Here is a 24700-nt window from a genome sequence, read left to right on the forward strand (position 1 = left end):
AGTCTTATCTTTGTCTTATCCCAGGACCTCAATTTCCACATCCATGTCTTCCACTTTTCAATGTCTAAAAAGATGTGATTATTAATAGCCCGCATATCGTATAACCATACTTTTGGTATCATATCTATCCCAGCCTTTAATATGCCATTTTTTACCTTCTTTTCTTCTTTTTCCTGTAGTTGGGTTAGCATTATATGAAGTCTATTTAAAACATTTACTTCACTAGTCCCAGAATCCAGGTCAATGGCCAATAGATTTAGTTCTGGATATAATTCTTTTAAGCGATTTTCTATACCTTTTCCAGTTATGTGGTTGGAGATACAACCAAATGGCTGGAGGCAAATTATATTATTTACTCCTCTTTTTAACATGGATATCATTTCAGCAGTAAGAAGCCACCCTTCTCCTGCTTGATTTGCCAAACTCACAACATCTTCAGTTAATGCAGCCAATTTTCTCAAAGGTGGCTCTTTGTGAGCAAATCTAAACTTTTTAAATATCCTTTCTACCTTGTGGAGATAAAATCTAGCATAGAGCTCCCAGATCCAGTGTTGGATAAGGTCCTTTAATGACTTTTTAAATAAGGCCCTCTGGTCATAGGATTCATTAATAAATCTCTGGGCAAAGAAATTTTGTATTGAGGGAAGTTCCACTTCAACCCCTTTTGAAATCAGCCAATCAATTATATTTTGATTTGAAAAAAAGTTATATTTTACAAAAATCTCCCCAACAATTCCCACCTTAGGCACATTCACCCTGGAGATAGGAAGTTTGTTGAATTCTAAAACAGCCCTGTTCAATACATCTAAAAGATAGTCAAAATCTCCCTTTTCTATGCCTTTGCCAATTTCTTTTAAGTAAATGGTATGTAAATACTTAGCTGACCCCTTAATCCTCTCCCTTGGAACCATGGCCAAATACATTCTGGCCAGACAATCTCCAAAGATTACCCCCATACCCAATCTCTTAAAAAAATCTTCTCTATCAATTTCAAAGCCAGGCTGGGGATTTATCTCGTCATTTGAAATTGCCACCACAGGAACATCACTATATCCCATGGAATTAAGAGCCTTTTTAACCAGGGCCACATAATTAGACGCCCTGCACTGCCCACCAGTCTGGGTCAAAATTACCGCAGTATTAGATGGATCATATCTGCCAGATTTAAACGCCCAAACAATATCCCCAGCTACCAGGATTGCTGGATAGCACATATCGTTATTTACAGATTTTAGTCCCCATTCTACAGATCTCTTACTCTGAGGGGGTAAAACTTCTACCTTATATCCAAAGGGTTTAAATCCATACGGAACAAGGGGAGAATAAAATGGTGAAAAATATGGTGCAATAAGGGTTCTTTTCTTATCTGTTTTTTGAAACACCCTTTGCTGCTTGCTTACTCTTTTAAACTTTGATCTCTTCTCTTTCTTTTGCGGTGCGGTTGCTTCTAACATTGAACGAAGTCTGATCTTAACAGCACCGAGATTTGCTATCTCATCCATTTTTATGAGGGTATATATTTTATTATTTCTATCAAATAATTCTTTTAACTCATCACTTACAATTGCATCTGGACCACATCCAAAAGATGTTAGATGAACTACATCTGCTATTTGTGATTTACATATGTTTTTGGAAACTGCATATAATAAATTAGAATACTCCCATTGGGTGAGCACATTAATATCTTTTAAAGACTCACTCTCATCTATGGGATATTCCCGCTCACTCATCACATAAACACCTAAATTTGCCAACAGCCCATCTATTCCGTGATTTATAAGGGGATCAATATGATATGGTCTTCCTAAAACTACAATAACCCTTTTGTTTTTCTCTTCTGCCTCTTTTAACAATTCTTTTCCAATTTTTCTTAAATCTTCTCTATACGTTTTCTGTTCCATAAAAGCCAGATCAACTGCCTTTGATACTTTTTTATAAGATATCTTAAACTGCTTAAAAAATATATAAAGCTGATCTTTTAATAATTCTTTATCTTTAAAACTAATAGCTGGGCTATCAATGGGGACATCTAACTCCTCAATAACCAAACTACTTTTTACAACATCTGGATATCCTGTAACCACTGGACAGTTATAGGTATTTAAAGAATCTGAAAATTCAGGAGATTCATATACAACATTTGGATAAAAGATTCTATCAACCCCTTTTTGAATAAGGTCTAATATATGGCCATGAACCAATTTGGCAGGAAGACATACATTCTCAGACATTACATAATTAACTCCCTTCTCATATAGGGAGAAGGTTGAAGGAGAGGAGAGTTCTACTTTAAATCCCAGATTGGTGAAAAGTGTGCACCAAAAAGGAAATTCTTCATACATATTGAGTACTCGTGGGATACCATAAGTCAAAATTGGCTCTTCATCTGGCTCAAAATTCCTATTAAATAAAAGCTTTCTCTGGGTTTCTATAAGGTTTTTGCCCTTATCACCAAATTCACCAACTTCATTATTAAATACCCTCTCACACCTATTTCCCGTATAAAAAACCTTATTGTTCTTAAACTTCATTTTTAACACTTCACATCTATTTTCGCATCCATTGCAATGAATAATCCTTGTTTCAAATTCAACTGGAGAAGTAAGTTCTGAAATATCTATTTGAGAAAATCTGGAACTATCTCTTTTATATTCATCAAGGGCAAAAAGAGCTGCCCCATATGCGCCCATGAGCTCCACAATATCTGGTCTAATCACCTCTTTTTCAAGTATGTTCTCTAAGGCCTTAAGTACCAAGGGATTTTTAAAGGTGCCACCTTGAACTACTATTTTGTCTCCAAGAAATGATTTGTCTGTAAGTTTCAAAACCTTGTAAAGGGCATTTTTTACAACAGAATAGGCAAGCCCTGCAGATATATCAGATATCTTTGCACCCTCTTTTAAGGCTTGTTTTACCCTGGAATTCATAAACACAGTGCATCTTATTCCCAGATCATATGGAGATGTGCTTAGAATACCTATTTTTGCAAACTCTTCCACGGAATATCCTAAAGACTTTGCAAATGTTTCAATAAAAGAACCACAACCAGAAGAACACGCCTCATTTAAATGAATATCAGTAATAACTCCCTTCTCTATCTTAATGGCCTTCATATCCTGGCCACCTATATCCAGGATAAACGAAACATCAGGCTCAAAATAAGAAGCAGCCCGAAAGTGAGCCATGGTCTCAACAAGCCCAAGGGGGATAGAAAAAGCTGCCTTGATCAAGGATTCACCATAACCAGTAGCACAACCACACTCTATTTTTGTATCTAAGTTTAGAAATTTAAGTTTATCTACAATTATTTTAAACCCTTCACAAACAGTTGAGATGGGATCACCACCATTGGAGTTATAATAATCTGCAACGATCTCTCTATTTTCATCTATCACCACAATCTTGGTGGTTGTAGAACCAGAATCTATGCCAACAAAAAGTCTGGACTTAAAACCCATTGATTGGTCTATCCTGGGCACTTTAAAACGAGCATGCCTTGTTTCCCATTTATTAAATTCATCCATATCCTTAAATAATACAGGCAAAGAAGAGACCTTTTTTAAAGATGTGGCATGTGAGGTGCTCTTTTTTAGCTTTTCTATCAACTCATTAAAACTTATAGGAGTCCTAGATGAAGGCACTATCACACTTCCTTTTGCTGGAATAAGATATGGAGTTTTATCATAGACAAAATCCCCTTCATCTAATCCCACTACACTTGCAAAGGACCTTCTTAAATTTGAACAAAAACTAAGTGGGCCACCACCAAGTAACACCTTTTTTTGTATTAATTTACCCCTGGATAAACCACTTATCACCTGATAGGCAACAGAATGAAATATTGAACCTGCAATATCCTCTATGGGAACATTTCTACTAAGCAGTGCCTGCACATCTGTCTTGGCAAATACGCCGCAGCGAGAGGCTATTGGATATATGTTCTTTGCCCTGCCTGCTAGCTCGTTTAATTCTTCAATTGACACATTTAAAAGCGCAGCCATCTGGTCTATAAATGCACCTGTTCCCCCTGCACACGCCCCATTCATCCTCATATCAGGTCTAAAATCTCTATCAAAAAACACTATTTTTGAATCTTCCCCACCAATATCAATAAAGGTCTTAACATCGGGATAGTTATTTTTAATAAAATAAGTGGCCGCTACTACCTCCTGGACAAAGGGAAAATCCAACTCTTCACAAATGCCCATTGCAGCAGAACCAGTAAAGGATATATAAATAGGCTCTGATGAAAGAAGTTCCCTAACCTTCTCCAATTCTGAAATAAGCACTTCCCTCACCTGTGCCCTATGTCGCAGGTATCTATGATATATTAGATCGAAATCTTGATTAAAAACAACAATCTTTGCAGTAGTGGAACCAAGGTCTATACCTATATGTTTTGCCATAAAATTTTCCTCCAGAATAATTGGCCTGGCTATGACTCACTTTTATTAAGAAGCTTTTTAATTTCATCTTTAAAATAATATCTTCTTAGGCAAGGGATATAGTCTCGAAAAGAACAAAAACTATCAACCATAGCTACCACAAAAGATTCCCAATATAAAGGTGGCATTGGAGTGAGCGGCCACATATGTTTTTTTATAATATCCTCTTCCTTTTTGGACAAGGGATAAATTTTCCTGGCATTTCTCAAGGAAATCTTTGGATGTCTAAAACCATGTAGCCTTGGTCCTTCCCTTAACCAATCATAGTAAAACAAATCATGTAAAAGCGCTCCTTTAACTGTGGAACTTACATCTAGCGACATCTTTTTGGCTATGACAAAACTTATATATGCAACTTCAATTACATGCATGAGTCTGGTCTTATCTCTATGATGGAACGAGTCATTTAATTTTAAGATAGCTGGATTTTTTACATAATCGGCTGCTAAATCCCAAAATTCTTGCCTAAGAGTTTCCTCTTCCTCAGGATTAAAAAATCGGGCTTTAAATACCTTGCCAAAATCTATTCCCATGCAAATTATTACTCCAATTCCAAAAATTAGTTTAGTTGAGATGGGAATAGTATCTAACAATTTCATATAGTTTGGATAGATGAAGTAATCAAACAAAAGGGCAAGTGCAGTCCAGTAGATAGAAAATTTAAGACAAATCAATCCCTTGTAATTAAATCTATTATCAGAATAATCCCAGAGTCTGGTATTAAATAGCTTCAAAGAAATTACTCCTGAGACAAACTCAAGGGTTGTAGTAATAATACCATATATTAATGCCTTTAAAAATATGTTTGCATGGCTCATTAAATTTGCACAAAAGCATAAAATAAGCCCCGCAAATCCATATAAAATTAAATATGGACCGCTTAGTAGTCCAGGATTAATAAAGCGCTTATTTACAGATGACCTATAAACAACTTCTAAAATCCATCCTAAGACAGAAAAGAGGGAAAAGGAAAACAAAATATTTATCATAATTAACTCCTATTTTTTCTTTTAAAACGAACAAGATGCAGGGAGGAAAAGGAGGAAGTTTTATGTCTCAAATACTCAACAAATACTCAAAAACTGGGCCACAAATAATTTCTTTAAATATCAATGTCAAGAAAGATTAAAATATCCTTTAATTTTATCCAACACCATATCCACTGTAATCTCTTTGAGACACAACATGTTATCACATTTAATATCTATAATTGATGTACAGGGGGAACAGCTAATATTTGGAGAAATAATTAACGACCCTATAGGACCCCATAATTTAGGATTTGTTGGACCAAATATAGTTATGTTGGGCACGTGATTCATCCCAGCAAGGTGCATTGGACCACTGTCATTTCCAATAACTAATTTTGATTCTAAGATTATGTTCTGGAGTGTCTGAACATCATGTGATACTAAAACAAAAAATCTGGAAAATAAATTAAGATCAAACCGCTCTAATTCAGCAGGGCCCATCACAAATCTAACATTTTGACCCATGGACAACAATATCTCTGCGAGTTTTATAAAATTTCCAATGGGCCAGTTTTTTAGTCTATGACCAGAGCCTGGAAAAATTGTTACAAAATTGGGGTTGCTTTGTCTTTTAAAATAAAAAGACCATATTTTTTGCCAATCTACGCAACTATCTAATCCTATATTTTGTAATTGACTTAGATACTGTTTCCACACTTTTTTTTCTTTGTTTTTTAAAATTCCTTTTAAAAATATTACATTTTGATATTTTTGATTTGATATATTTTTCTTCAAAACAAACCAGATAATTAAAGAGTCGTTAAATTCTGAGGAAAGTTTTTCATTTAAATATATTTTATCCAAAAGTATCCTATATTTCCATGGAAGAAACTTTATATTTAAAGGTTTTATCCAATAATTATAATATTGTTTCCCATAAAAATAAAACTCAACCTTATTTTTATAAGACTCTACAATATTACATAAACTGGGCCATATTTGTAAAAAATCACCTAATGCCCCTTTATGTACAAAAATTATTTTTTTGTATTTATTTATATTCATGTGTTATTGTGCCTTAATGTTTTTATAACATTCTAAATTTATAGACTAAATTAGTCAATAATAGAAAAGTTAAAAAAATTGTATTTTTTTTCATTTTTAATTGACATTACAAATAAAGTATGAAATGGTCGCTTCATTGGTTAACACAATTGTGTAACTTTTAATTTTATTTTTTTTAGGAGATTTTTTTATGAAGAATTTGTACGTGGGAAACATTCCCTACAGCGCAAGAGAAGAACAGGTAATGGAACTTTTTTCTGAGTATGGTGAGGTTCAATCTTTTAACCTGATCAGGGACAGAGAAACTGGTAGATCCAGAGGTTTTGGATTTGTTGAAATGGATACAGAGGGTGCCAAGAGGGCAATCGAAGGCCTCAATGGAAAAGAACTTGATGGACGCAGACTGAGAGTAAACGAAGCAAGATCTAGAAGATAAAAATATATCTGAATCTAGGGTATAAAAAGCCATCTCTAAACGGAGATGGCTTTTTTATTTTATATATTGACATTTTAATCATTTTACTTAATTTAAAAAAAGACTTTATTACAAGGAGCTTGGATATGATCCCAATTAAAGATATAATTCCAAGAAGACAAACTCCATTTGTTACATATCTTTTAATAGCAATTAATGTATTTATTTTTTTTATTGAGGTATCTCTTCCACCTGATGTTTTAAATTCTGTTTTTTATATTTTTGGACTTGTCCCAGCAAGATATACCCATCCTGCTTGGGCATATTTTATTGGACTTCATATGGACAATTACTGGCCTTTTTTAACAAACATATTTTTACATGGAAGCTGGTTTCATCTAATTAGTAATATGTGGGCCCTTTGGATATTTGGCGACAATGTTGAAGATAGAATGGGACACACAAAATATCTTATTTTCTATATTTTATGTGGTGTTTTTGCAAGTTTAACACATTTTATTTTTAATGCTAATTCCACCGTACCAGCAATTGGAGCCTCTGGTGCTATTTCAGGTGTGATGGGTGCATATATGATTATGTTTCCAACATCTAGAATTATTACACTGATTCCCATTTTCTTCATACCATACTTTATAGAAATACCAGCTATAATCTATATTGGCTTCTGGTTTTTATCACAACTTATATCTGGCACATTCTCAATATTTATTGGTCAAAATGCAGGTGGTATTGCCTGGTGGGCTCATATAGGTGGTTTTATCTTTGGTGTTATAATCCACAGATTTTTCAAAAATGCATATTGCAGGGAATGTTATCCAGATGAATATTATTATAGATTTTTATATTAAAATCAAAAAGGGGGATAAATATGAGTTTTAACGAATTATTCTGGCTATTTTTCATGGTTGCTGCACTTCAGCCGCTTTTAAAGCAAAAACTCATAGAGTCAGCAAGACAAAGACTTATAGCAAAAATAGAAAAAAAGAGAAATTCTAGAGTAATTCTCCTTGTACACAGACAAGAGACCATGAGCTTTTTGGGATTTCCTGTTTATAAATTCATAAACATTGATGATTCAGAGGAAATCTTAAGGGCCATTCAAATGACAGACAAGGACATGCCAATTGATCTTATTTTACATACACCAGGTGGACTGGTACTTGCGTCTCTCCAGATAGCCAGGGCACTAAAAAAACATCCAGGAAAGGTTACTGTATTTGTTCCCCACTATGCCATGAGTGGTGGGACATTAATTTCCCTTGCTGCTGATGAAATTGTTATGAGTGAAAATGCAGTGTTAGGCCCTGTTGACCCTCAACTGGGAGAACTACCTGCAGCGTCTGTTGTAAAGTTATTAGAACAAAAGGATGTAAACAGGATTGAAGATAAGACATTGATTATGGCGGATGTTGCAAAAAAGGCAATAAAACAACTAGAATCTGCAGTTTACGAGTTATTAAAGGATAAATATGAAGATGATAAAGCCAAAAATCTTGCAAAACTCCTTTCTACTGGCACATGGACCCATGACTATCCCATAACTTATGAAGAGGCCAAGTCTTTGGGGCTCAATGTTAGTAAAGAAATTCCCGTAGAGGTTATGCAACTTATGAGTCTGTATCCTCAACCTGTAAAAAGAACACCAACTGTGGAATATATTCCTGTACCAAAATATAAGACCAATGGAGAGAGTTAGATTTATCTCCTGGACTGTTAGATGGCCTATGAATATTATGCTAAAGAACATTCTTGCGTTTGCGAAAGGGCAATGTTTGTGTCTTGATGTAACTCTCCCCGTACAGGAGTTTGTGCCTATACTGGAGAAGAAAAAGAAATTCGGACAGATAAAGCTTTAAATAATTTTTTAAAACAATTTAAAAAAGTCCAACTATAAGGAAAACTTGAACAGATTTTCCTGTAGCGCTCCCTATAGATAGTTATCTGTGATGATTAAAATACATAGCATGTGAAAAAAGTCTTAAAAATCAATAAATACAGCAGGAAGAATGATATGAAACCATATAAAATAATTGTAGAAAAACATCCTGATGGTTACATAGCTTATCCTCTGGGTATAAAGGGTGTAGTTGTAGGCCAAGGAGATAGTTATGAAGAAGCACTAGCTGATGTGAAATCGGCAATCAAATTTCACATTGAGACATTTGGAGAAGAAGTTTTTGATATTGACCCACCCGTGCTTGAAGCTTTCGTTGCAGAAGCAGGAATAGATTTATAATGGCAAAATTTCCGGTTGATGCTCCAAAGCGCAAAGTTATTAAAGCACTGGAACTTTTAGGTTTTCGGATAATAAGAGAAAAAGAGCATATATCGTTAATACGTCAAAATCCAGACGGCACAAAAACGCCCTTAACAATACCTAATCATTCTAAAATAAAGGCGTCTACATTAAGAACAATCTGTACCCAGGTCGGTATTTCAAGGGAAGAATTTTTGAATGCTTACAATAAGAAGATATAAGAAAAGAGATTTCACATAACCAGTCGCTTCAGTTGACTTACATCCTCTGGAGGTTATTTGCCACCAAGCTTAGACGTTATATTTAAACGTTAATTCCACTTAACAAAACGTGAGTTTAAAATATAGCTTTAATCTGTGAAATAGGAATTTTCTTTGATGCGATAGAATTTTTAAATACCAAACACGCCCTCACAAAATTCATTCCCCATGAAGGGATGTGGGGGCCGTAAATATGATTATAAGATGCAAAGGTATTCTTGTATAAAAGCCCATCCTTTCCGTTACAAATACCCTCCCCTCTTTTTAAATCCAACACAAATTCACATTGGCCATCTTTAATTTCACAACTTGAATAATGAAATTCATGACCCAAAAATTCAACACCTTCCTTAAAAAAAGGGTTGTTCCTAGTTGATAAGGCCCTTGTATAGCCATGTCCTTGAGGACTTTTATGGATCCTGATTTTACAGGGAAACACACCAGCCATTGGATATAAGCCATCTTTTGGGACAATTTCCCTGCACAAATACATCAGACCGCCACATTCAGCATATATGGGCATACCCATTTGAGCACAATTAAATACCCACTCCCTCATCTGTTTATTCTTTGACAAAACATCAGCCTGGGTCTCAGGGAATCCGCCACCGAGATAGATACCATGAATTTCTTGGGGAGGTCTTAAATCTGATATTAAACTAAATTCAACTATATTTGCCCCACATGCCTTAAGTAATTCTAAATTTTCTTCATAGTAAAACCACAATGAACTATCACGCACTACCCCAATATTTACAGGCTCACTCACCACCCTTTTGGGCCATATAGATTTTATTTCAAATTCATGGCTAACATCTCTCGCTATTTTTAAAATTCCATCTAAGTCCACATTGTCACCAACAACCTGCGCCAGATAATTTAAATTGTCCTCACTTTCGTATTCCCTATGGGAAATAAGCCCCATATGTCTTTCTGGAATTGGATCTGTTTTCAGTTTAGGAATAGCACCCAGAACCTTTATATCTGTATATCTCTCAACTGATCTAGTTAAAATCTTTCTGTGTCTGCTACCAGCAACCCTATTAAAAATTACACCCTTTAATTTGAAATCTGGTTCCAGATTGTTACACCCAAGTAACATGGCAGCTACTGTTCTTGTAACCTTGGTACAATCAACAACTACTATTACTGGGGCATCAAGAACTTTGGAGAGGTGAGCTGTTGAACAAGAACCTTCCACATCTAGTCCATCAAAAATTCCCCTATTCCCTTCTATTACAGAAATATCAAAACCCTTGGCCTTTAGAGAAAAGATGTTGCGAATAGATTCTTCATCCATAAAAAAAGGATCCAGATTACTAGCACTTTCGCCAGCTGCCAGTGCCAGCCAGGCTGAGTCTATATAATCTGGACCCTTTTTAAAGGGCTTTATCCGAAACCCTTTATTTCTTAAAGACTTAATCAATCCAAGGGTTACTATGGTCTTGCCTGAACCTCCTCCAAGTCCACCTATCAGAATCCTGGGATATGAGATTGTAGGATAACCATGATTCAATTTTTTAAGCTTCACCCTCTGCTTCTGCCTGTTTTCCTATGCCTGGAAGAGAATACATGGTTGTGGAACCACTTGACCAGAATACCAATTTTCCTTCATCAACCAATTCATTTACTATCTTTTTGGCCATTCTTGGCTTCTCACCCAGAATCTTTGCAAGGTCGTTAAAATAAAATTTGGTTTTATTTTTTGACTTTTTTTCTAATTCTTTAAGCAATTTTTCTTTTTGTTCTTCATAGGCCATCTTATTGCCTCCTTACATTATTTAGGTAGGGAGATTAATATCTCCCTACCTTTTAATTAAAATACTATTCTTCTACCTTCATCTTGCTATATTCTTGTGGGAAGTTTTCTGTAAACTTAAAGTTAGTTGTCTGACGCCAGGTATAGTATGCAGGATCACGGAAATCATCTATTAGGTGATGACTAAAATCCAACTCGCATACTTCAAAGAATTTTTCCCAGCCAATCCTTTCTGCCCACATTCCGAGTCTTTCATACTTCTTTGCACCCTTGGCATATGCCTCAACTATCTTTCTAATGGTCTTTGCCAAAGTTGGCCAACGGGGTGGCTCATTTTCAATAAATGCAACTACGACCTTTGAGAACTTTGGAGCTGTCAACCTGTTAGAGACCTTACCACCAGCCATGAGAACAATACCATCACCTTCATGATCTGCCAGGGGCATGGATGGGCACATTGTATAGCAGTTTCCACAAAACATACAACGCTCTTGATTAACTTCAACAGATTTTACCTCTATTTCTTCACCTGTCCTCTCTGAAATAATCTTTTTCTTTTTTGGTTTAACAGCACCCACTGGACAAGCAGCCACCGCAAGAGGGATTTCGCAGAGTTTGTCAATATATTCATCGTCAATCATTGGAGGTTTTCTGTGATATCCCAAAATAGCAATATCAGAACAGTGAACAGCACCACACATGTTCAAACAACATGCAAGAGATATCCTTAGCTGCGCAGGGAGCCTCATCTTCTGAAAGTCTTCAAAAAGCTCATCCAAAACAACCTTTACTGGACCAGACGCATCAGTTGCAGGTGTATGACAATGGATCCAACCCTGAGTATGTACGATATTTGTTATACCTGCACCAGTTCCACCAATGGGGAATTTGTATGATCCTCCAGGAAACTTCCTTTCTTTGAGGTCTTTTATTAAGGCCTCTAATTTTTCCTTTGAGTCAACCATGAACTCAATATTATTTCTAGTAGTAAATCTCAAATATCCTTCACAATATTTATCAGCAATATCCATTGCTTCTCTTAAATATTGAACTGTCATAAGCCTTGGTTCACCCACACGTACAGTATAAACCACATCTCCACTCTCTGCCTTGTGCATAAGTACACCAGGCTCTAATATCTCGTGCCACAACCATTTTCCAAAATTCTTTTTAATTACAGGAGGCAAAAATTCACCATAGTGCCTATTACCTATATCTGTAATCCTATTTTCCATTGGTTTATCTGGATTATATCCTGATGAAATAAATGCCATAATTTATCCTCCTTAAATTCTATTTAGCAAATGTTTATCACAATTATCTTAAATGACGTTTTCTAAATTCTTTAATATCTCTTTGCCATCCACCAGGTACTTCTTCCTCGTACCAGTAAATATATGGATTATGTCTTGGCTCTTCAACCTGTTGTGGAATTGCCTTCAGTCCTGTAACTTTGAGTAATTCTCTAAATCCCTTACGTTTAATTAGTTCACCTAAACGTTCACGGTTCTTTCCTTCTTCCATCCACCAATCCCAGATATTTTCAATAAGCTCTTTCAATTCGTCAAAAGGCTCTTCCATTTTCATAAATGGGACCAATAATGAACTCATCTGGGCACCATCTAAAATAGGAGCCTTTGCACCAACCAATATAGTTGCCCCTCTGTCATTTCCTGGTCTCAAAGCACGTGGCATTACATTAATACAATGCATACACCTGACACAATTCTTGTTATCAATCACAAGTTTACCATCCTCCATCCTCATACACTGTGTAGGACATAGATCAATTACTTCTTTTTGAATATCAAATGGACCCCAGTCTCCATCTGCATGTGCATTTCCATTTGGAGGGATCTCACCATTAATGTAAGCCTGTACAGCTTCCTGATCTATCTGGATCTCATCTCTCCATGTTCCTATTACGGATAAATCTGCCCTTGCTATTGAGGCCACACAGCAATTTGGGCATCCATCAAATTTAAATTTAAATTTATAAGGAAATGCTGGACGATGTAGCTCATCCTGATATTCATGGGTAAGTTGATATGCTGCTTCCTGTGTATTATAGCAAGCCCATTCACAACGAGACATACCTAAACAACAAGATGGAGTTCTCAAGTTAGAACCAGATCCACCAAGGTCTTGATTAAACTTATGGGTAAGTTCAAAAAATATCTCTTCTAATTGCTCAGTTCTGGTCCCAAGAAATACCATATCTCCTGTGGACCCGTGCATATTCAAAATTCCACTACCCCTGAACTCCCAAAGGTCACAAAGACCCCTTAAAAATTCTGTGCTATAATACTTTCCATTTGGCTGATTAACACGCATGGTATGGAAGTGAGCTACGCCAGGAAATTTCTCTGGCTGGTCGCAATATCTTCCAATAACGCCGCCGCCATATCCAAATACACCAACAATACCGCCATGCTTCCAATGTGTTTCCTTGTCTACATAGGAAAGTTCTAATACACCCAATAAATCATCTACAACGTCTTCAGGAATCTGATACTCGACATTGTTTGGATTTTGATGTCTGTACTCAGAATAACTCTTTAAATCATCCACAAAACTTGGCCATGGGCCACTGATTAATTGATCCAATAATGGGGTTTCATGTTTTGGCATTCTCTAGCCTCCTTGTAACTGGGTTAATGTTAATTTCCTCAACTTAAATAATATGCTTATTTATAAATACGCTTGTGATTTTAAGAACAAGATTTTTATATTGTCAAGAAAAAACTATTATAAATACTTCTCAAGTTCCTCAATAATTTCCCGAGGAGCCTCATAATTATTCTTTTGTGCAAGATCAAAATATTCTTTTGCTTTCTTATATTCTCCTTTTTCCATTAAGGCTATACCCATATTGTTATACGCTGGCCCAAAGGCTGGCTCCTGATTGATAACTATTTCACATTCTTCAATACATCTATCATATTCTTTTTTTAATAAATACGCACTGGCCAAAGTGGTCCTTGCCTGGACAAGCTTTGGATTTAATTCCAATGCCCTTTTTAATGCCCCAATTGCTTCATCGACTTTGCCTTGCTGAAGATATATAAATCCTATATTACTGTGAGGCACTGCAAAGGAAGGCGTTATTTCCGCAGCCTTTTTATTTAGTTTAAGACAGGCCTCATAATCCCCTTCTCTTAAGGCAAGGCCACCTAACTGCACGTACGCCTCACATAAATGGGGTGCATGATCAATTGCCTTCAACAACTCTTTTTTTGCCTCTTCATATTCTCCTATACCTATCAAGGCACAAGCAAGATTATAATGGGCAATTCCATTAAATGGCGCCTGCCTTATCCTTTCCCTTAGATCTTGAATGTATGTATCCACTCTTTCTCTTTTTTCCTTTTCCATAATTATCTCCTATTTTTTTTCCCAGGCCTTATCTGGATCTAAACCTTCATTCTTTAATTTATTGTAATACCATATAGAGAAATCAAACATGGCCTTATATTTTTCATCCGCCTGATACAACCCCATACATATTTCATATACACCTGCTTCGTAAGCCATGCTGATTTTATTGCCCTGTTTTGTCTCTAAAAATTCATCTATAAGTTGTCTGGTTGTCCTTCTTGTGACATCCCTCCTAATATCAATTGGATGTTTTGGTTCCTGAAAAGGGTCCCAATTATCAAATCCTATTTTATCAATAAATTTTTTGCGCCTTGGAGGTAATTTGTCATATATGGCTCTTTTCAGTTCATTAATCTTGTTCTTATCCACCATTAGTCTCCTCCACCTAAGGTCCAAACCGGTCCCTTTGGACCGGGCACTTCATCACATTTTATTATCCCTAAATATTCTTCATTATAATCTGTAAGCAGGGCCATGGATAAAGGTACCAAAACTTCATTTAAGGCAGTATATTTTGTGGGAATACTCTGAACAAGTTCAGTGCTGAGTTGAAATAACCGACTATTTATCTTATCTATAAAAACAGTCTCGTATTTTTTTCCTGGTACAAAACCACTTTTAGAGCATATCTTAACTTCTCCAGAAATTGCCAGAGGCAAGCCATACACCCTACAGGTGATTGGCCTGTATTCATACAAAATACATTTATTGTCCTCAGAAAGCAGGGGACATTTAATCCTCTTTTTCCCAACCTCTTCTAATATTTTCTCTTCAGGAACTCCTTTTTGCCTCTCCCTAAATGCCCACCTTTTAATTTTATATATTTGTCTATCAATCCTATCTGCCTCATCCAAAATTTTCTTTTGCTCAGATTTAGGCACTATTTCGTAAAATTTTTTATTAATATACATAGCTTCAATCAAGGTCAAATCAAAAAGTGCGTAACAACAGTCAACACACCCTATTTTACAAGTAACCTCTTTTGGATATTTTTTTTTCATAGATTCAAAAATGTCTGAACACCCTTTTGCTAGCTTTTCATACCTATCAAAAAATTCTTCAAAATCTAATACCATAACTTAATGCTCCTGATCTTACTTACCTTATATTAAAAAATAAGCCCCTAATATATAGTAATATTAGGGGCCTATTAAATACTACAAATAGACTCAAATTACTCTACAAGGGTGATTGCATCTTGTTCACAAACTTCAACACAGGATTCACATTCAAGGCAATCATCAGGATTTACAACCTTGGGTTTATCATCTTCCATTTCAATAACTTCAGCTGGGCATGTGTCTGCACAAGCACCACAACCTTCACACTTATCATAATCAATTTCTGGATAAGCCATAGCTTAAACCTCCTATAATTAATTTTGTTTTGGTATTATGCCGAGTTCCCTTTTTACACCAACACCTATTTTCCACAAAAGCGTAAGTACTAAGAGCCCTGTGGCATAAACCATTAAGGCAATGAGCAACTCATAAACAGTTGGTGAGTACTCAACTACCTTTTCAAATTGATTTGGTATGAAACCACCTACTACAAGTCCAAGACCTTTGTCAATCCATGTTGCCAAAATTAACAAAATTAATCCAACTACCAGTAATTCTGGATTATTTCTGAATTTTGGAGGTATTAGTATGACCAAACAGGCAATAGCCGTTGCCACCATTACCCACATCCATCCAACCAAAGATCCATGTCCCTGAAGTCCTTTAAAAAGATAAATAAATGTGGCCTTGTGACCAGGAATGTTGCTATAAAATGATGTGAACACTTCAGTCAAAAATAAAAACACATTTACACACATTGCATAGGTAATAGTCTTTGCCAAGGTTTGAATTGCCTCTTTCCCTGGATCAAACTTGGTCACTTTCTTTAAGATTAAAAGCAATAAGACTAATATTGCTGGCCCAGCACAAAAAGCAGAAGCCAGAAACCTTGCAGCCATAATAGCTGTTAGCCAAAAATGTCTGCCTGGGAGCCCCTGGTACAAAAATGCAGTAACTGTATGAATTGAAACAGCCCATGGTATGGAAATATAAGCAAGCACCTTTGTCCATTTTGGATGGGGAACCCTTCTATAATCTGCATGGAGATTGTTCCAAGATATCAAAATATTTAAAAGCAAATAACCATTTAATACAATCATGTCATAAAAAAGAATGGAATTTGGAGTTGGATGTAATAGAACATTAAAAAGTCTTTGTGGTTGACCTAGGTCAACTATTATGAAACCAAGGCAAATAATAACCGATGCAACTGCCATAAATTCCGCAAAAGTGACTATCTGTTCATACTTTTTGTAATTGTGCAGATAAAGAGGTATTACAACCATCACTGCCGACGCTGCAACCCCAACAAAATAAGTGAACTGGGCGATATAAAATCCCCAGGACACGTCCCTACCCATCCCAGTTACCATCAATCCATTTTTTAGCTGGGTAATATAAGCAATGGATCCAATCCCAATTAGGATTAAGAGAAATATTACCCATGTCCAATATTTTTTATCTCCATAAAAGGCTTTATCTAACATATCATGCCCCCTATATTATGTAAAACACACAAGGTTCAGTTCCTAACTCAGGTTTCCTCACAATAGTATAGTTTTCCCTTAAGACCTTTCTTATCTCAGAATTTGGATCCAAAATATCTCCAAACATAATTGCACCATTAGACGCCTCTACACAAGCAGGTTGTTTACCTTCCTCCAATCTCTCATAACAGAACAGACACTTTTCAACCACACCCCTCATCCTGGTGGGAAATTCGGGATTTTTGTCTTTAACAAACGGTGCAGGATCCCTGAAATTAAAACTTCTAGAACCATAAGGACAAGCGGCCATACAATATCTACATCCTATGCAGCGATGAAAATCCATCATCACTATGCCATCTTCACGCTTAAACGTGGCCTTTGTAGGACACACCCTCACACATGGAGGATGTTGACAGTGATTGCACAGCACAATTACGTCTTTATGCTCATACCTTTCTGCCAAAAAAGGATTTTCCTGTTCAGGAAAGGCATGGGTAAATTCCTCTTCCCATATCCATTTAATCTCCTGCTTTTTATTGGGTATATCTTCAGGCACGTTGTGTATTGAATGACAGGCCTTAATCACCTTTTCAAAATCTTCTTTTGTCTTAAATTTTCTTGTATCAATTACCATACCCCATTGCTTAGCCTTATTTTCTTTATCAGATTCTACATACTTCCCTATTTTGGGAAGATATGATGCAAATGTCTCAATGGGGAGACCTGTAAAACTCACTGCTGCAGTTGCTGCAGCTATTTTAAGTATTTTTCTTCTTTTATTGTCCATTTGTGACCTCCTCAGGAGCTACGTGACAATCCCAACAATATGGACTTACTGAAACCTTTACATGACACTTATCACAAAATTCCTTTTTACTGGTATGGCATTTCATACATGTCTTTTGAAGACTAATTTCATAGTTTTTACCTGCACTATTCACATAGTGGGTCATATCATGCCTTACTACCATATCCCTCCATTCATTTAACATCTCCATGTGATTTGCCCTCATCCATTTGGTATCTTCAATACATTTTTTAACATTTACAGGTAGTTTAGGCTCTGGAGTCTTGTAAGCTGCTTGTCCAAGATTGTACCAGAATGGAAAGGTCAATAGAAAAAAGAATATTATAAGTCCTGGAATTATTTTTTCTTTATCATACATGGATTATCCCTCCTTTCCTGGCAATGGTTCGCTCCTTAGGTTTGTCTCCCTTTCTTTCTCACCTTTCATTACCAGGGCATTGGCAACCAACTCATGAACACCAGCCACTCTAACACCAGGTACCCAGTAGTCCATGAGGGTAGGTAGGGCAGCCCTATCAATGGCGCAGATACAGGTAAGTGTATTTACTCCATATTTATCATGCATATACTTCACTGCATTTGCCCTGGGTAAACCACCTCTCATTCTCATCTCCATAAACTCATCGTTGTTTAAACCAGAGCCACTGCCACAGCAAAAGGTCTGTTCTCTAATGGTCTGCTCTGGCATGTCATAGAAATTTTCACACACATTTTTTAATATGTATCTTGGCTCTTCAAAAAGCCCCATTGCCCTGGAGGGGTTACAGGAATCATGATGGGTTACAATCAAATCTGCATTTCTAGAAGGATCGAGCTTTATGGCACCATGTTTGATTAAATCAGCTGTAAATTCACATACATGAACCATCTTTGTAGATTTTGCATTGTGAAATACTGTACCTGTTATTGGACTTCTAGGAACCTCTAGAAAATCAGCAGGTCCATTCATTGTGTCCATATACTGATGAATAACACGCCACATATGACCACATTCACCACCCAGTATCCACTTTACTCCTAGTCTTTTAGCCTCTGCATATATCTTAGCATTTAATCTCTTCATGGCCTCAAAGGAATTAAACAGACCAAAATTACCACCCTCAGCCGCATATGTACTCATTGTATAGTCAAGTCCAATCTCATGAAATAGCATCAAATACCCCATAAAGGTATATGTGCCTGGATCAGCAAAATAGTCACCTGATGGAGTTACAAAAAGTACCTCAGCACCCTTTTTATTCAAAGGTACTTCAATCCTGATCCCTGTAATTTCTTCAATATCATCACACATAAAGTCAACAATATCTTTAAACGTGTGAGGTGGGATCCCTATGTGATTGCCCACGTGGAAACAATTATAAATAGGCTCCATTACCCAGTTTATGGAGATACCAAGCTCATGCAAAAGTTCCCTACCCATCATGGTGATCTCAGCTGTGTCAATTCCATATGGACAGAACAATGAGCACCGTCTGCATTCAGTACACTGATAAAAATAGTAAAACCATTCTTTGATAACATCCTGTGTCAACTTTCGAGATCCTCCGAGCCTGCCCAAAATCTTACCAACGGTAGTAAAATCATTTCTGTATATGGACCTCAAAAGCTCGGCCCTAAGTACAGGCATGTTCTTTGGATCACCTGATCCTATAAAAAAGTGACACTTGTCTGCACAAGCTCCACACCTAACACAAATATCCATAAAGACCTTCAGGGATCTATATTTATGGAGACGATCTTTAAAGGCATTATGAACAATCTCCTGCCAATTTTCTGGAAGATGCCAATCTTCTTCTGTAGGAGACCATTCATGGGGATTTGGAAATCCCATTTTCTCCACCAATTGCGGCTTTGAAGGATAACTATAAGTACCTGGTCTAAACTCAGGCTTAATATCCATCCAAGATTCTCTTGGTGGAGTGTAATCTATGGATGCTGCTAAATCTTTTGGATTTGGTAATTTAGACATAGCCTTACTCCTTTTCTACTGGAATTCCTGCTTCTTTCAAAACTTCCCTGTATTCGTCCTCCCACTCCTCATATGTATGAAGCTTTACAGGATAATTCCACGGATTGATGTGTCTTTTCATCCTGTTGTTGTTTGCCAGATTCCTTGTTGGACTCAAGAAAATGCCCCCTGCATGCATCAACTTACTCCATGGGAAATAAGCCATTAGCACTGAAACCAGGAACAGATGGATGTAAAAAATTACCCCAATATTTTGTGACACCTTTGGATGCAAGGTAACCAACCCCATGGTAAGATCTTTGACTGCTATAATATCTGTTCTTATAAAGTATCTCATCAAAACACCACTAATCACTATCCCAAAAATAAGAAACAATGGGAAATAATCAGCAGGAAGCGAGATGTATCTGAGCTTTGGATCACAAACCCTTCTTAAGAAGAGATAAACAAGGGCACCTAAAATAACAAACTCAGTGATATAGATGTTGGGCACTCCAATCTGGAGAATGGAATCCAGCTTGTCTAACCACTGAAACAAAACAGGCACTGGATCAGCAAAAAATCTTATGTGTCTTAATAAGATGATAAAAAAACAATAATGAAAACAAATAGCTCCTACCCACAGAAACTTGGATGATCCATAATTCAAAGAAGGTCCACCATTTAGCCTCAGTTCACTTTTGGTGTTTCTAAAAAGGGACCTAAAGAACAAAATCTCAAGGATCATCCTTCCAACAACCCCCCAAGTAGTAGAAGGGTTGTCCAATTTGTTTTGCTTAATCCACCTGTGGCTTTCCTGCTGCCCTGCTGTTGTGGGTATCCTAAAAGGTACTGGAGACTTTGCCCATTTGACCACCCTATAGATAAAACCTATCAGGAAAATCAAAAAGGCAACATAAGGTATGACTACTCCAAACAGGGCATGAAGTCCCGCAGATCCTGCTCCCACAAGGGCAACAAGGACTAAACCCAGTACAATGATTAAGGAATATAGAGCATTCATAACAGCTACCTCACTCCAAATTTAGAACATTTGGGTTTGTTGGTTAAACAAAAATTACCCTAGCCTCTAACCAAAAAATTACTTATTTAAATTTTTCCCCTCATTAACTTCATAATGCCTTAAAATATTCCTTATATTTGCATGAACCTCTTTTGTCTTTAACTCCCAAATCTTTTCTCTACAACTCATGAAAACATCAAATGCCAGTAAACAGAGCTGATCAATCCTTCTAAAAAATCTATCCACCTCTGTCCATGTGGCTCCATCAACATCCTCTATCTTCAAAACTTCCTTAACTATATCCTTTAGCCCCAAAAAAATCATTACAGCAGAAGATGGAGAAAAATCTTGTACTGCCCTCACCCTAACTATTGCGTCTACATGTTCTCTAATGGAGTCTTCAGCTTTATCTAGTAAAAGCTGGTTATAAATTTCACAAAGTTCATTTTTTAAAATATTTCCAACGGGATTTAAAAAGGGATCCTTTTGGCGTGAAAAAAAGTGTTCTGCCCTTTTTGGATAGGTGGATAAGGCATAACCAACCCATCTATTAATTATCTCGTCCTTTTTTGACCTCAATTTATCAAATACTTCATTGTTTACCTGGTTCAATTTTATATACCCCTAATGGAAAATTCAATTTGTTAAATCAAACAATTAGCTAGGCGCTAATTTTGAAAACACATATCCTTAAGAATAGTCCCTGTCAAGTGAAAAAAGGAACAAATATAAAAGCATAGTTATAAAATTCATAACTCTTTTTCACAAACAACTAAAATTTCCGTTGTGCTAAACAACCATTAATTTAAGTCAAATAGGTATAACACTAAAATTAAGTTATTTTAACTCGTTGGGGATAGCTATATATGTTGAATCTATTTTTTCTTAAAAAACCAATTAGGGTTAATCCCCATTTGTGAGCAAACTCTACAGACATTGAAGTGGGAGCAGAAAAACCTGCTAATATTTGGACCCCCAGTCGGGCGGCTTTGTGCACCATTTCAAAGCTGAGGCGAGAGGAACAAATAGCCAAATAACTGTGAGTTTTTTTGTTTTTAGCCAATATCTGTCCAGTACATTTGTCAAAGGCATTATGCCTTCCAACATCTTCTCCAAAAGCTAACATTTCTAAATCATAGGAAAAAATAGCAACTGCATGTACGCATCCAGTTTTATAAAATAGTTCCATCCTGGACTCAAAATCATCTTTTATCTTAAATAAGTAGCTATAATCTATAGATTCTTTGCCCTTCAATTTTGGAATATCCATAAAAATATCGCCCATATCCTGTTTACCGCAGATCCCACAACTGGAAAAGCTCTTATGAAAATCCCTATTTTTTCTATCGCACTTAACATTATTCAGTTCCACAAAAATCCTATCATTTAATTCTTTACAATAATAAATATCCTTTATTTCTCCTAAATCCTCAATTAAACCATTTGAGAACAGTATTCCCCTAACAAGATTGATATCATCATCAGGGAGCCTCATGGTCATAATATAAGGCATCTTATCCAAAAAAATCTCTAGTGGCCTTTCTATAGCCAATAGATCATCAACCTCTTTAATCTCATTGTCTTTAAATTTAAAAATCCTTTTATCTACAACTAAATGCATAATCTCTCCTGATGCTTTTTTATATACGGAACAAAATTTGCTTGCTTTATATTTAAATTCTGGAGGAAATAAACCTATGAATTTCTACGAGGCAAACATAACGTGCATTAAAAAGTCTTTGTTGGCAACCTTTTTATGGCTGAATAATAATACATCAAATGACAATAATCTAGCACTTTCAACGTCAAAAAATAAGGCCCTAAGAAGTAAGTTTTATAGAACTTACAAAAAAGGAATAATAGATAAGAATACAAAACTCTACATAATAATCGGAAGTAATCTTGGATATGGAATCTTAAAACTTTTAGAAAACACTACTCCATTATCAAAAGTAGTAGTGATTGAACCAAATCCCCAAATATTAAGGGCTTGTCTAACCCTTAATGACTATACCAAATATATAAACATTAAAAAACTCTTTTTCTTGCCACCAGACAGACATCTTATAAGTAAATTTTTTGACACCTTAACTCCCTACATAAGGTATTCAAAAATAAAAATACACGTAGATGTTCCAAGCTCTGAAATGGATGAAACTTATTTAAAACTCAAAGATCTAGTTAAATCCATAATTGAACAAAAAATTTTATATATAAACACGTCTATAAATATGCAAGAGATATTTGTAAAAAATGAATTATTGAATTTTAATAGGATATTTAAAGATAGAGGGCTTTTCCCTTTAAAAAAAAATTACAGAAATCTGATGGGGGTAATAATTGGAGCTGGTCCATCACTAAATGCTAAGCTTCCATTTTTAATAGACTTTAAAAATAATGGTCTTTTTGTTACTGCTTTCCAAACCCTCCCAGCCCTTTTTAAACTTAGATTTCAACCACATATAGCAATGGTCATTGATCCTTCAAAAATACTTATGCAGGTCTATGAAAAGGTAGATAAAAATTATCTAAAGTCCATACCTTTATTTTATTCTCCTATGGTGGATGCAGAAGTGATAGAAAAATATCCTGGCTCTAGATACAGCATCTGGACATATGGAGGAGTGGGTACATATATAAATAGAAATAAAGACCTTGTAATTGACACAAAGGGCAATGTATCTATTGGACTTATAAAGATATTACATGAATTTGGAATAAAAAAGTTTTTACTAGTTGGGATGGACCTTGCGTGGCGCGATAAAAAGACCCATGTAACAGGACATCACGCTAGCAACTATGACTTTTCCTACAATCCAGATAAACATCTCAAACTTAAAAATATGTATAATGAAACTATCTTTTCATCACCCCAATATATATTAGCAGCAAGAGAACTTGAAGACTATATAAAAAATAATAACCTTGAAGTCTATAATTTATATGGAGGTGGACTTGTTCTTGAAGGAACAATAAATATAGAGGAAAAACAAGCTATAGAAATATTGAAAACCTTTGATAATAGCGAATTAAAAAATTTTTTGAGATCCTTAAACTCAGATATAACTAAAAGAAATTATGTTCCAAAAATTCAATTATCTTCTCAGGAATGGATAATATCGTTAAATCATTTTGAAAAACGAATCATTAAATTATACAAGAAATTAAAAAATAATCAAATAAAAATAAGAAAAGCTTATATTGATCTGCATTCATTTTTACTACAACATCCTATCTATAAAATATATCTATACAACCACATATTGGAAATATCAAAATATATTTTTATAAAAGATTGTTATTCTCTAGAAGATCTAGCCAATACCAGAAAAATAATAAAAACAATAAAACGTAAAGTAAAGGAAGTAGATGCACACCTAAAAAATATAAATAATTTCAATGAAGTACAAAAACAGTCTCGCTAAAGCTACTTGACTTTTGTTACCAACAAGTTTAAAAATATCAAAATCATTAAGATTTAGTTATCTAAAAATTATGAAAAGCAAAATACTTAGCTTAGTTATACTATATTTTTTTTTTGCTATGGGTGTAACCCCATAAATCCTGCCCGATATTCCAACATAACTCACCTATCTATCCCCAAATCCTTTCAAAATGCCATAAATATGGAATCAAATTCTTCTCTTATTAACTGGTATAAAACACTACATGACCCAAATCTAAATATTCTTGTGGCCAGGACGTTAAAAAGAAATCTTGATTTAAAAATTGCAAAAAAGACCATTGAAGAGCTAAAATATGAATTTTTAAAGACCAAGACACATTCCTATCCAA

At 35.6% G+C, this 24700-nt stretch carries 24 protein-coding genes; 6 read left to right on the plus strand and 18 right to left on the minus strand.

The features are described from left to right. The 3 genes from ACY2V1_RS00255 to ACY2V1_RS00265 all read right to left on the minus strand — a co-directional run. Positions 1–4409: acyl-CoA dehydratase activase-related protein (locus tag ACY2V1_RS00255; RefSeq protein ID WP_461832786.1), on the minus strand; the 4409-nt coding region annotated here is incomplete at its 3' end. Positions 4410–4438: 29 nt separating this feature from the next. Continuing rightward, positions 4439–5437 carry a putative ABC transporter permease gene (locus tag ACY2V1_RS00260; RefSeq protein ID WP_461832787.1) on the minus strand — a complete coding sequence of 333 codons (999 nt, stop codon included), beginning with the start codon at positions 5435–5437 and terminating at the stop codon, positions 4439–4441. A gap of 126 nt (positions 5438–5563) precedes the next feature. Further along, positions 5564–6484, minus strand: a complete 921-nt coding sequence (locus ACY2V1_RS00265; RefSeq protein ID WP_461832788.1) for a glycosyltransferase family 9 protein — start codon at positions 6482–6484, stop codon at positions 5564–5566. Between the two features lie 190 nt (positions 6485–6674). Here ACY2V1_RS00265 and rbp point away from each other — a divergent pair, with 190 nt between their 5' ends. The 5 genes from rbp to ACY2V1_RS00290 all read left to right on the plus strand — a co-directional run bounded on the left by rbp (position 6675) and on the right by ACY2V1_RS00290 (position 9398). Then, positions 6675–6920, plus strand: a complete 246-nt coding sequence (gene rbp, locus ACY2V1_RS00270; RefSeq protein WP_461832789.1) for an RNA-binding regulator — start codon at positions 6675–6677, stop codon at positions 6918–6920. 125 nt (positions 6921–7045) lie between these two features. Then, positions 7046–7768, plus strand: a complete 723-nt coding sequence (locus ACY2V1_RS00275; protein WP_461832790.1) for a rhomboid family intramembrane serine protease — start codon at positions 7046–7048, stop codon at positions 7766–7768. Positions 7769–7788: 20 nt separating this feature from the next. After that, positions 7789–8616, plus strand: a complete 828-nt coding sequence (locus tag ACY2V1_RS00280) for an SDH family Clp fold serine proteinase (RefSeq protein WP_461832791.1) — start codon at positions 7789–7791, stop codon at positions 8614–8616. 315 nt (positions 8617–8931) lie between these two features. Next, the gene (locus tag ACY2V1_RS00285) at positions 8932–9156 is read left to right on the plus strand and encodes a type II toxin-antitoxin system HicB family antitoxin (protein WP_461832792.1); all 225 of its coding nucleotides are present in this window, start codon (positions 8932–8934) and stop codon (positions 9154–9156) included. Beyond that, positions 9156–9398, plus strand: a complete 243-nt coding sequence (locus ACY2V1_RS00290) for a type II toxin-antitoxin system HicA family toxin (RefSeq protein ID WP_461832793.1) — start codon at positions 9156–9158, stop codon at positions 9396–9398. The genes ACY2V1_RS00285 and ACY2V1_RS00290 overlap by 1 nt, the downstream gene beginning before the upstream one ends. A 115-nt stretch (positions 9399–9513) precedes the next feature. Here the strand turns inward: ACY2V1_RS00290 and ACY2V1_RS00295 are convergent, their stop codons facing one another. From ACY2V1_RS00295 to fdhD, 15 genes are all read right to left on the minus strand, one after another. Beyond that, the gene (locus ACY2V1_RS00295) at positions 9514–10968 is read right to left on the minus strand and encodes a cobyrinic acid a,c-diamide synthase CobB (RefSeq protein WP_461832794.1); all 1455 of its coding nucleotides are present in this window, start codon (positions 10966–10968) and stop codon (positions 9514–9516) included. Further along, on the minus strand, positions 10958–11197 hold the full coding sequence (locus tag ACY2V1_RS00300; protein WP_461832795.1) for a dissimilatory sulfite reductase D family protein: 240 nt from the start codon (positions 11195–11197) through the stop codon (positions 10958–10960). Before ACY2V1_RS00300 ends, ACY2V1_RS00295 begins: the two co-directional genes overlap by 11 nt. 64 nt (positions 11198–11261) lie before the next feature. Further along, entirely contained in the window at positions 11262–12470 is a 1209-nt protein-coding gene (gene dsrB / locus ACY2V1_RS00305) for a dissimilatory-type sulfite reductase subunit beta (protein WP_461832796.1), read from the minus strand. Between the two features lie 43 nt (positions 12471–12513). Further along, complete coding sequence (dsrA, locus tag ACY2V1_RS00310) at positions 12514–13827, minus strand: dissimilatory-type sulfite reductase subunit alpha (RefSeq protein WP_461832797.1); 1314 nt, start codon at positions 13825–13827, stop codon at positions 12514–12516. Positions 13828–13944: 117 nt separating this feature from the next. Beyond that, a complete protein-coding gene (locus ACY2V1_RS00315) occupies positions 13945–14571 on the minus strand; it encodes a tetratricopeptide repeat protein (protein WP_461832798.1) in 627 nt (208 codons plus the stop codon). Positions 14572–14580: 9 nt separating this feature from the next. Next, complete coding sequence (locus ACY2V1_RS00320; RefSeq protein WP_461832799.1) at positions 14581–14946, minus strand: hypothetical protein; 366 nt, start codon at positions 14944–14946, stop codon at positions 14581–14583. After that, the gene (locus ACY2V1_RS00325) at positions 14946–15650 is read right to left on the minus strand and encodes a YkgJ family cysteine cluster protein (protein WP_461832800.1); all 705 of its coding nucleotides are present in this window, start codon (positions 15648–15650) and stop codon (positions 14946–14948) included. Before ACY2V1_RS00325 ends, ACY2V1_RS00320 begins: the two co-directional genes overlap by 1 nt. A 98-nt stretch (positions 15651–15748) precedes the next feature. Next, positions 15749–15931, minus strand: coding sequence for an ATP-binding protein (locus ACY2V1_RS00330; RefSeq protein ID WP_461832801.1), 183 nt, complete (start codon positions 15929–15931; stop codon positions 15749–15751). A gap of 18 nt (positions 15932–15949) precedes the next feature. Next, a complete protein-coding gene (gene dsrP / locus ACY2V1_RS00335; RefSeq protein ID WP_461832802.1) occupies positions 15950–17122 on the minus strand; it encodes a sulfate reduction electron transfer complex DsrMKJOP subunit DsrP in 1173 nt (390 codons plus the stop codon). Positions 17123–17132: 10 nt separating this feature from the next. Continuing rightward, the gene (gene dsrO / locus ACY2V1_RS00340; protein WP_461832803.1) at positions 17133–17912 is read right to left on the minus strand and encodes a sulfate reduction electron transfer complex DsrMKJOP subunit DsrO; all 780 of its coding nucleotides are present in this window, start codon (positions 17910–17912) and stop codon (positions 17133–17135) included. Next, positions 17902–18291 carry a sulfate reduction electron transfer complex DsrMKJOP subunit DsrJ gene (gene dsrJ, locus ACY2V1_RS00345; RefSeq protein ID WP_461832804.1) on the minus strand — a complete coding sequence of 130 codons (390 nt, stop codon included), beginning with the start codon at positions 18289–18291 and terminating at the stop codon, positions 17902–17904. Before dsrJ ends, dsrO begins: the two co-directional genes overlap by 11 nt. Positions 18292–18294: 3 nt before the next feature. Continuing rightward, positions 18295–19902, minus strand: coding sequence for a sulfate reduction electron transfer complex DsrMKJOP subunit DsrK (gene dsrK, locus ACY2V1_RS00350; RefSeq protein WP_461832805.1), 1608 nt, complete (start codon positions 19900–19902; stop codon positions 18295–18297). Positions 19903–19906: 4 nt separating this feature from the next. After that, complete coding sequence (gene dsrM, locus ACY2V1_RS00355) at positions 19907–20905, minus strand: sulfate reduction electron transfer complex DsrMKJOP subunit DsrM (RefSeq protein ID WP_461832806.1); 999 nt, start codon at positions 20903–20905, stop codon at positions 19907–19909. 78 nt (positions 20906–20983) lie between these two features. Then, on the minus strand, positions 20984–21517 hold the full coding sequence (locus ACY2V1_RS00360) for an RsbRD N-terminal domain-containing protein (RefSeq protein WP_461832807.1): 534 nt from the start codon (positions 21515–21517) through the stop codon (positions 20984–20986). A 220-nt stretch (positions 21518–21737) separates the two neighbouring features. After that, positions 21738–22526, minus strand: coding sequence for a formate dehydrogenase accessory sulfurtransferase FdhD (fdhD, locus tag ACY2V1_RS00365; protein WP_461832808.1), 789 nt, complete (start codon positions 22524–22526; stop codon positions 21738–21740). A 76-nt stretch (positions 22527–22602) separates the two neighbouring features. On the opposite strand from fdhD, the gene ACY2V1_RS00370 reads away from it, so the two are divergent. Beyond that, the gene (locus ACY2V1_RS00370; protein WP_461832809.1) at positions 22603–24330 is read left to right on the plus strand and encodes a motility associated factor glycosyltransferase family protein; all 1728 of its coding nucleotides are present in this window, start codon (positions 22603–22605) and stop codon (positions 24328–24330) included. Positions 24331–24700: the final 370 nt, after the last annotated feature.

The sequence above is a fragment of the Desulfothermus sp. genome, assembly GCF_053993635.1.

What these genes read in the sequence shown, in the direction of transcription:
- ACY2V1_RS00370 (WP_461832809.1), top strand. Translation starts at nt 22,603, where the DNA reads ATGAATTTCTACGAGGCAAACATAACGTGCATTAAAAAGTCTTTGTTG.
- ACY2V1_RS00285 (WP_461832792.1), top strand. Translation starts at nt 8,932, where the DNA reads ATGAAACCATATAAAATAATTGTAGAAAAACATCCTGATGGTTACATA.
- ACY2V1_RS00280 (WP_461832791.1), top strand. Translation starts at nt 7,789, where the DNA reads ATGAGTTTTAACGAATTATTCTGGCTATTTTTCATGGTTGCTGCACTT.
- dsrA (WP_461832797.1), bottom strand. Translation starts at nt 13,827, where the DNA reads ATGCCAAAACATGAAACCCCATTATTGGATCAATTAATCAGTGGCCCA.
- ACY2V1_RS00300 (WP_461832795.1), bottom strand. Translation starts at nt 11,197, where the DNA reads ATGGCCTATGAAGAACAAAAAGAAAAATTGCTTAAAGAATTAGAAAAA.
- rbp (WP_461832789.1), top strand. Translation starts at nt 6,675, where the DNA reads ATGAAGAATTTGTACGTGGGAAACATTCCCTACAGCGCAAGAGAAGAA.
- ACY2V1_RS00320 (WP_461832799.1), bottom strand. Translation starts at nt 14,946, where the DNA reads ATGGTGGATAAGAACAAGATTAATGAACTGAAAAGAGCCATATATGAC.
- dsrK (WP_461832805.1), bottom strand. Translation starts at nt 19,902, where the DNA reads ATGTCTAAATTACCAAATCCAAAAGATTTAGCAGCATCCATAGATTAC.
- dsrJ (WP_461832804.1), bottom strand. Translation starts at nt 18,291, where the DNA reads ATGTATGATAAAGAAAAAATAATTCCAGGACTTATAATATTCTTTTTT.
- ACY2V1_RS00265 (WP_461832788.1), bottom strand. Translation starts at nt 6,484, where the DNA reads ATGAATATAAATAAATACAAAAAAATAATTTTTGTACATAAAGGGGCA.
- ACY2V1_RS00260 (WP_461832787.1), bottom strand. Translation starts at nt 5,437, where the DNA reads ATGATAAATATTTTGTTTTCCTTTTCCCTCTTTTCTGTCTTAGGATGG.
- ACY2V1_RS00275 (WP_461832790.1), top strand. Translation starts at nt 7,046, where the DNA reads ATGATCCCAATTAAAGATATAATTCCAAGAAGACAAACTCCATTTGTT.
- dsrO (WP_461832803.1), bottom strand. Translation starts at nt 17,912, where the DNA reads ATGGACAATAAAAGAAGAAAAATACTTAAAATAGCTGCAGCAACTGCA.
- dsrB (WP_461832796.1), bottom strand. Translation starts at nt 12,470, where the DNA reads ATGGCATTTATTTCATCAGGATATAATCCAGATAAACCAATGGAAAAT.
- dsrM (WP_461832806.1), bottom strand. Translation starts at nt 20,905, where the DNA reads ATGAATGCTCTATATTCCTTAATCATTGTACTGGGTTTAGTCCTTGTT.
- fdhD (WP_461832808.1), bottom strand. Translation starts at nt 22,526, where the DNA reads ATGCATTTAGTTGTAGATAAAAGGATTTTTAAATTTAAAGACAATGAG.
- ACY2V1_RS00325 (WP_461832800.1), bottom strand. Translation starts at nt 15,650, where the DNA reads ATGGTATTAGATTTTGAAGAATTTTTTGATAGGTATGAAAAGCTAGCA.
- ACY2V1_RS00315 (WP_461832798.1), bottom strand. Translation starts at nt 14,571, where the DNA reads ATGGAAAAGGAAAAAAGAGAAAGAGTGGATACATACATTCAAGATCTA.
- dsrP (WP_461832802.1), bottom strand. Translation starts at nt 17,122, where the DNA reads ATGTTAGATAAAGCCTTTTATGGAGATAAAAAATATTGGACATGGGTA.
- ACY2V1_RS00290 (WP_461832793.1), top strand. Translation starts at nt 9,156, where the DNA reads ATGGCAAAATTTCCGGTTGATGCTCCAAAGCGCAAAGTTATTAAAGCA.
- ACY2V1_RS00330 (WP_461832801.1), bottom strand. Translation starts at nt 15,931, where the DNA reads ATGGCTTATCCAGAAATTGATTATGATAAGTGTGAAGGTTGTGGTGCT.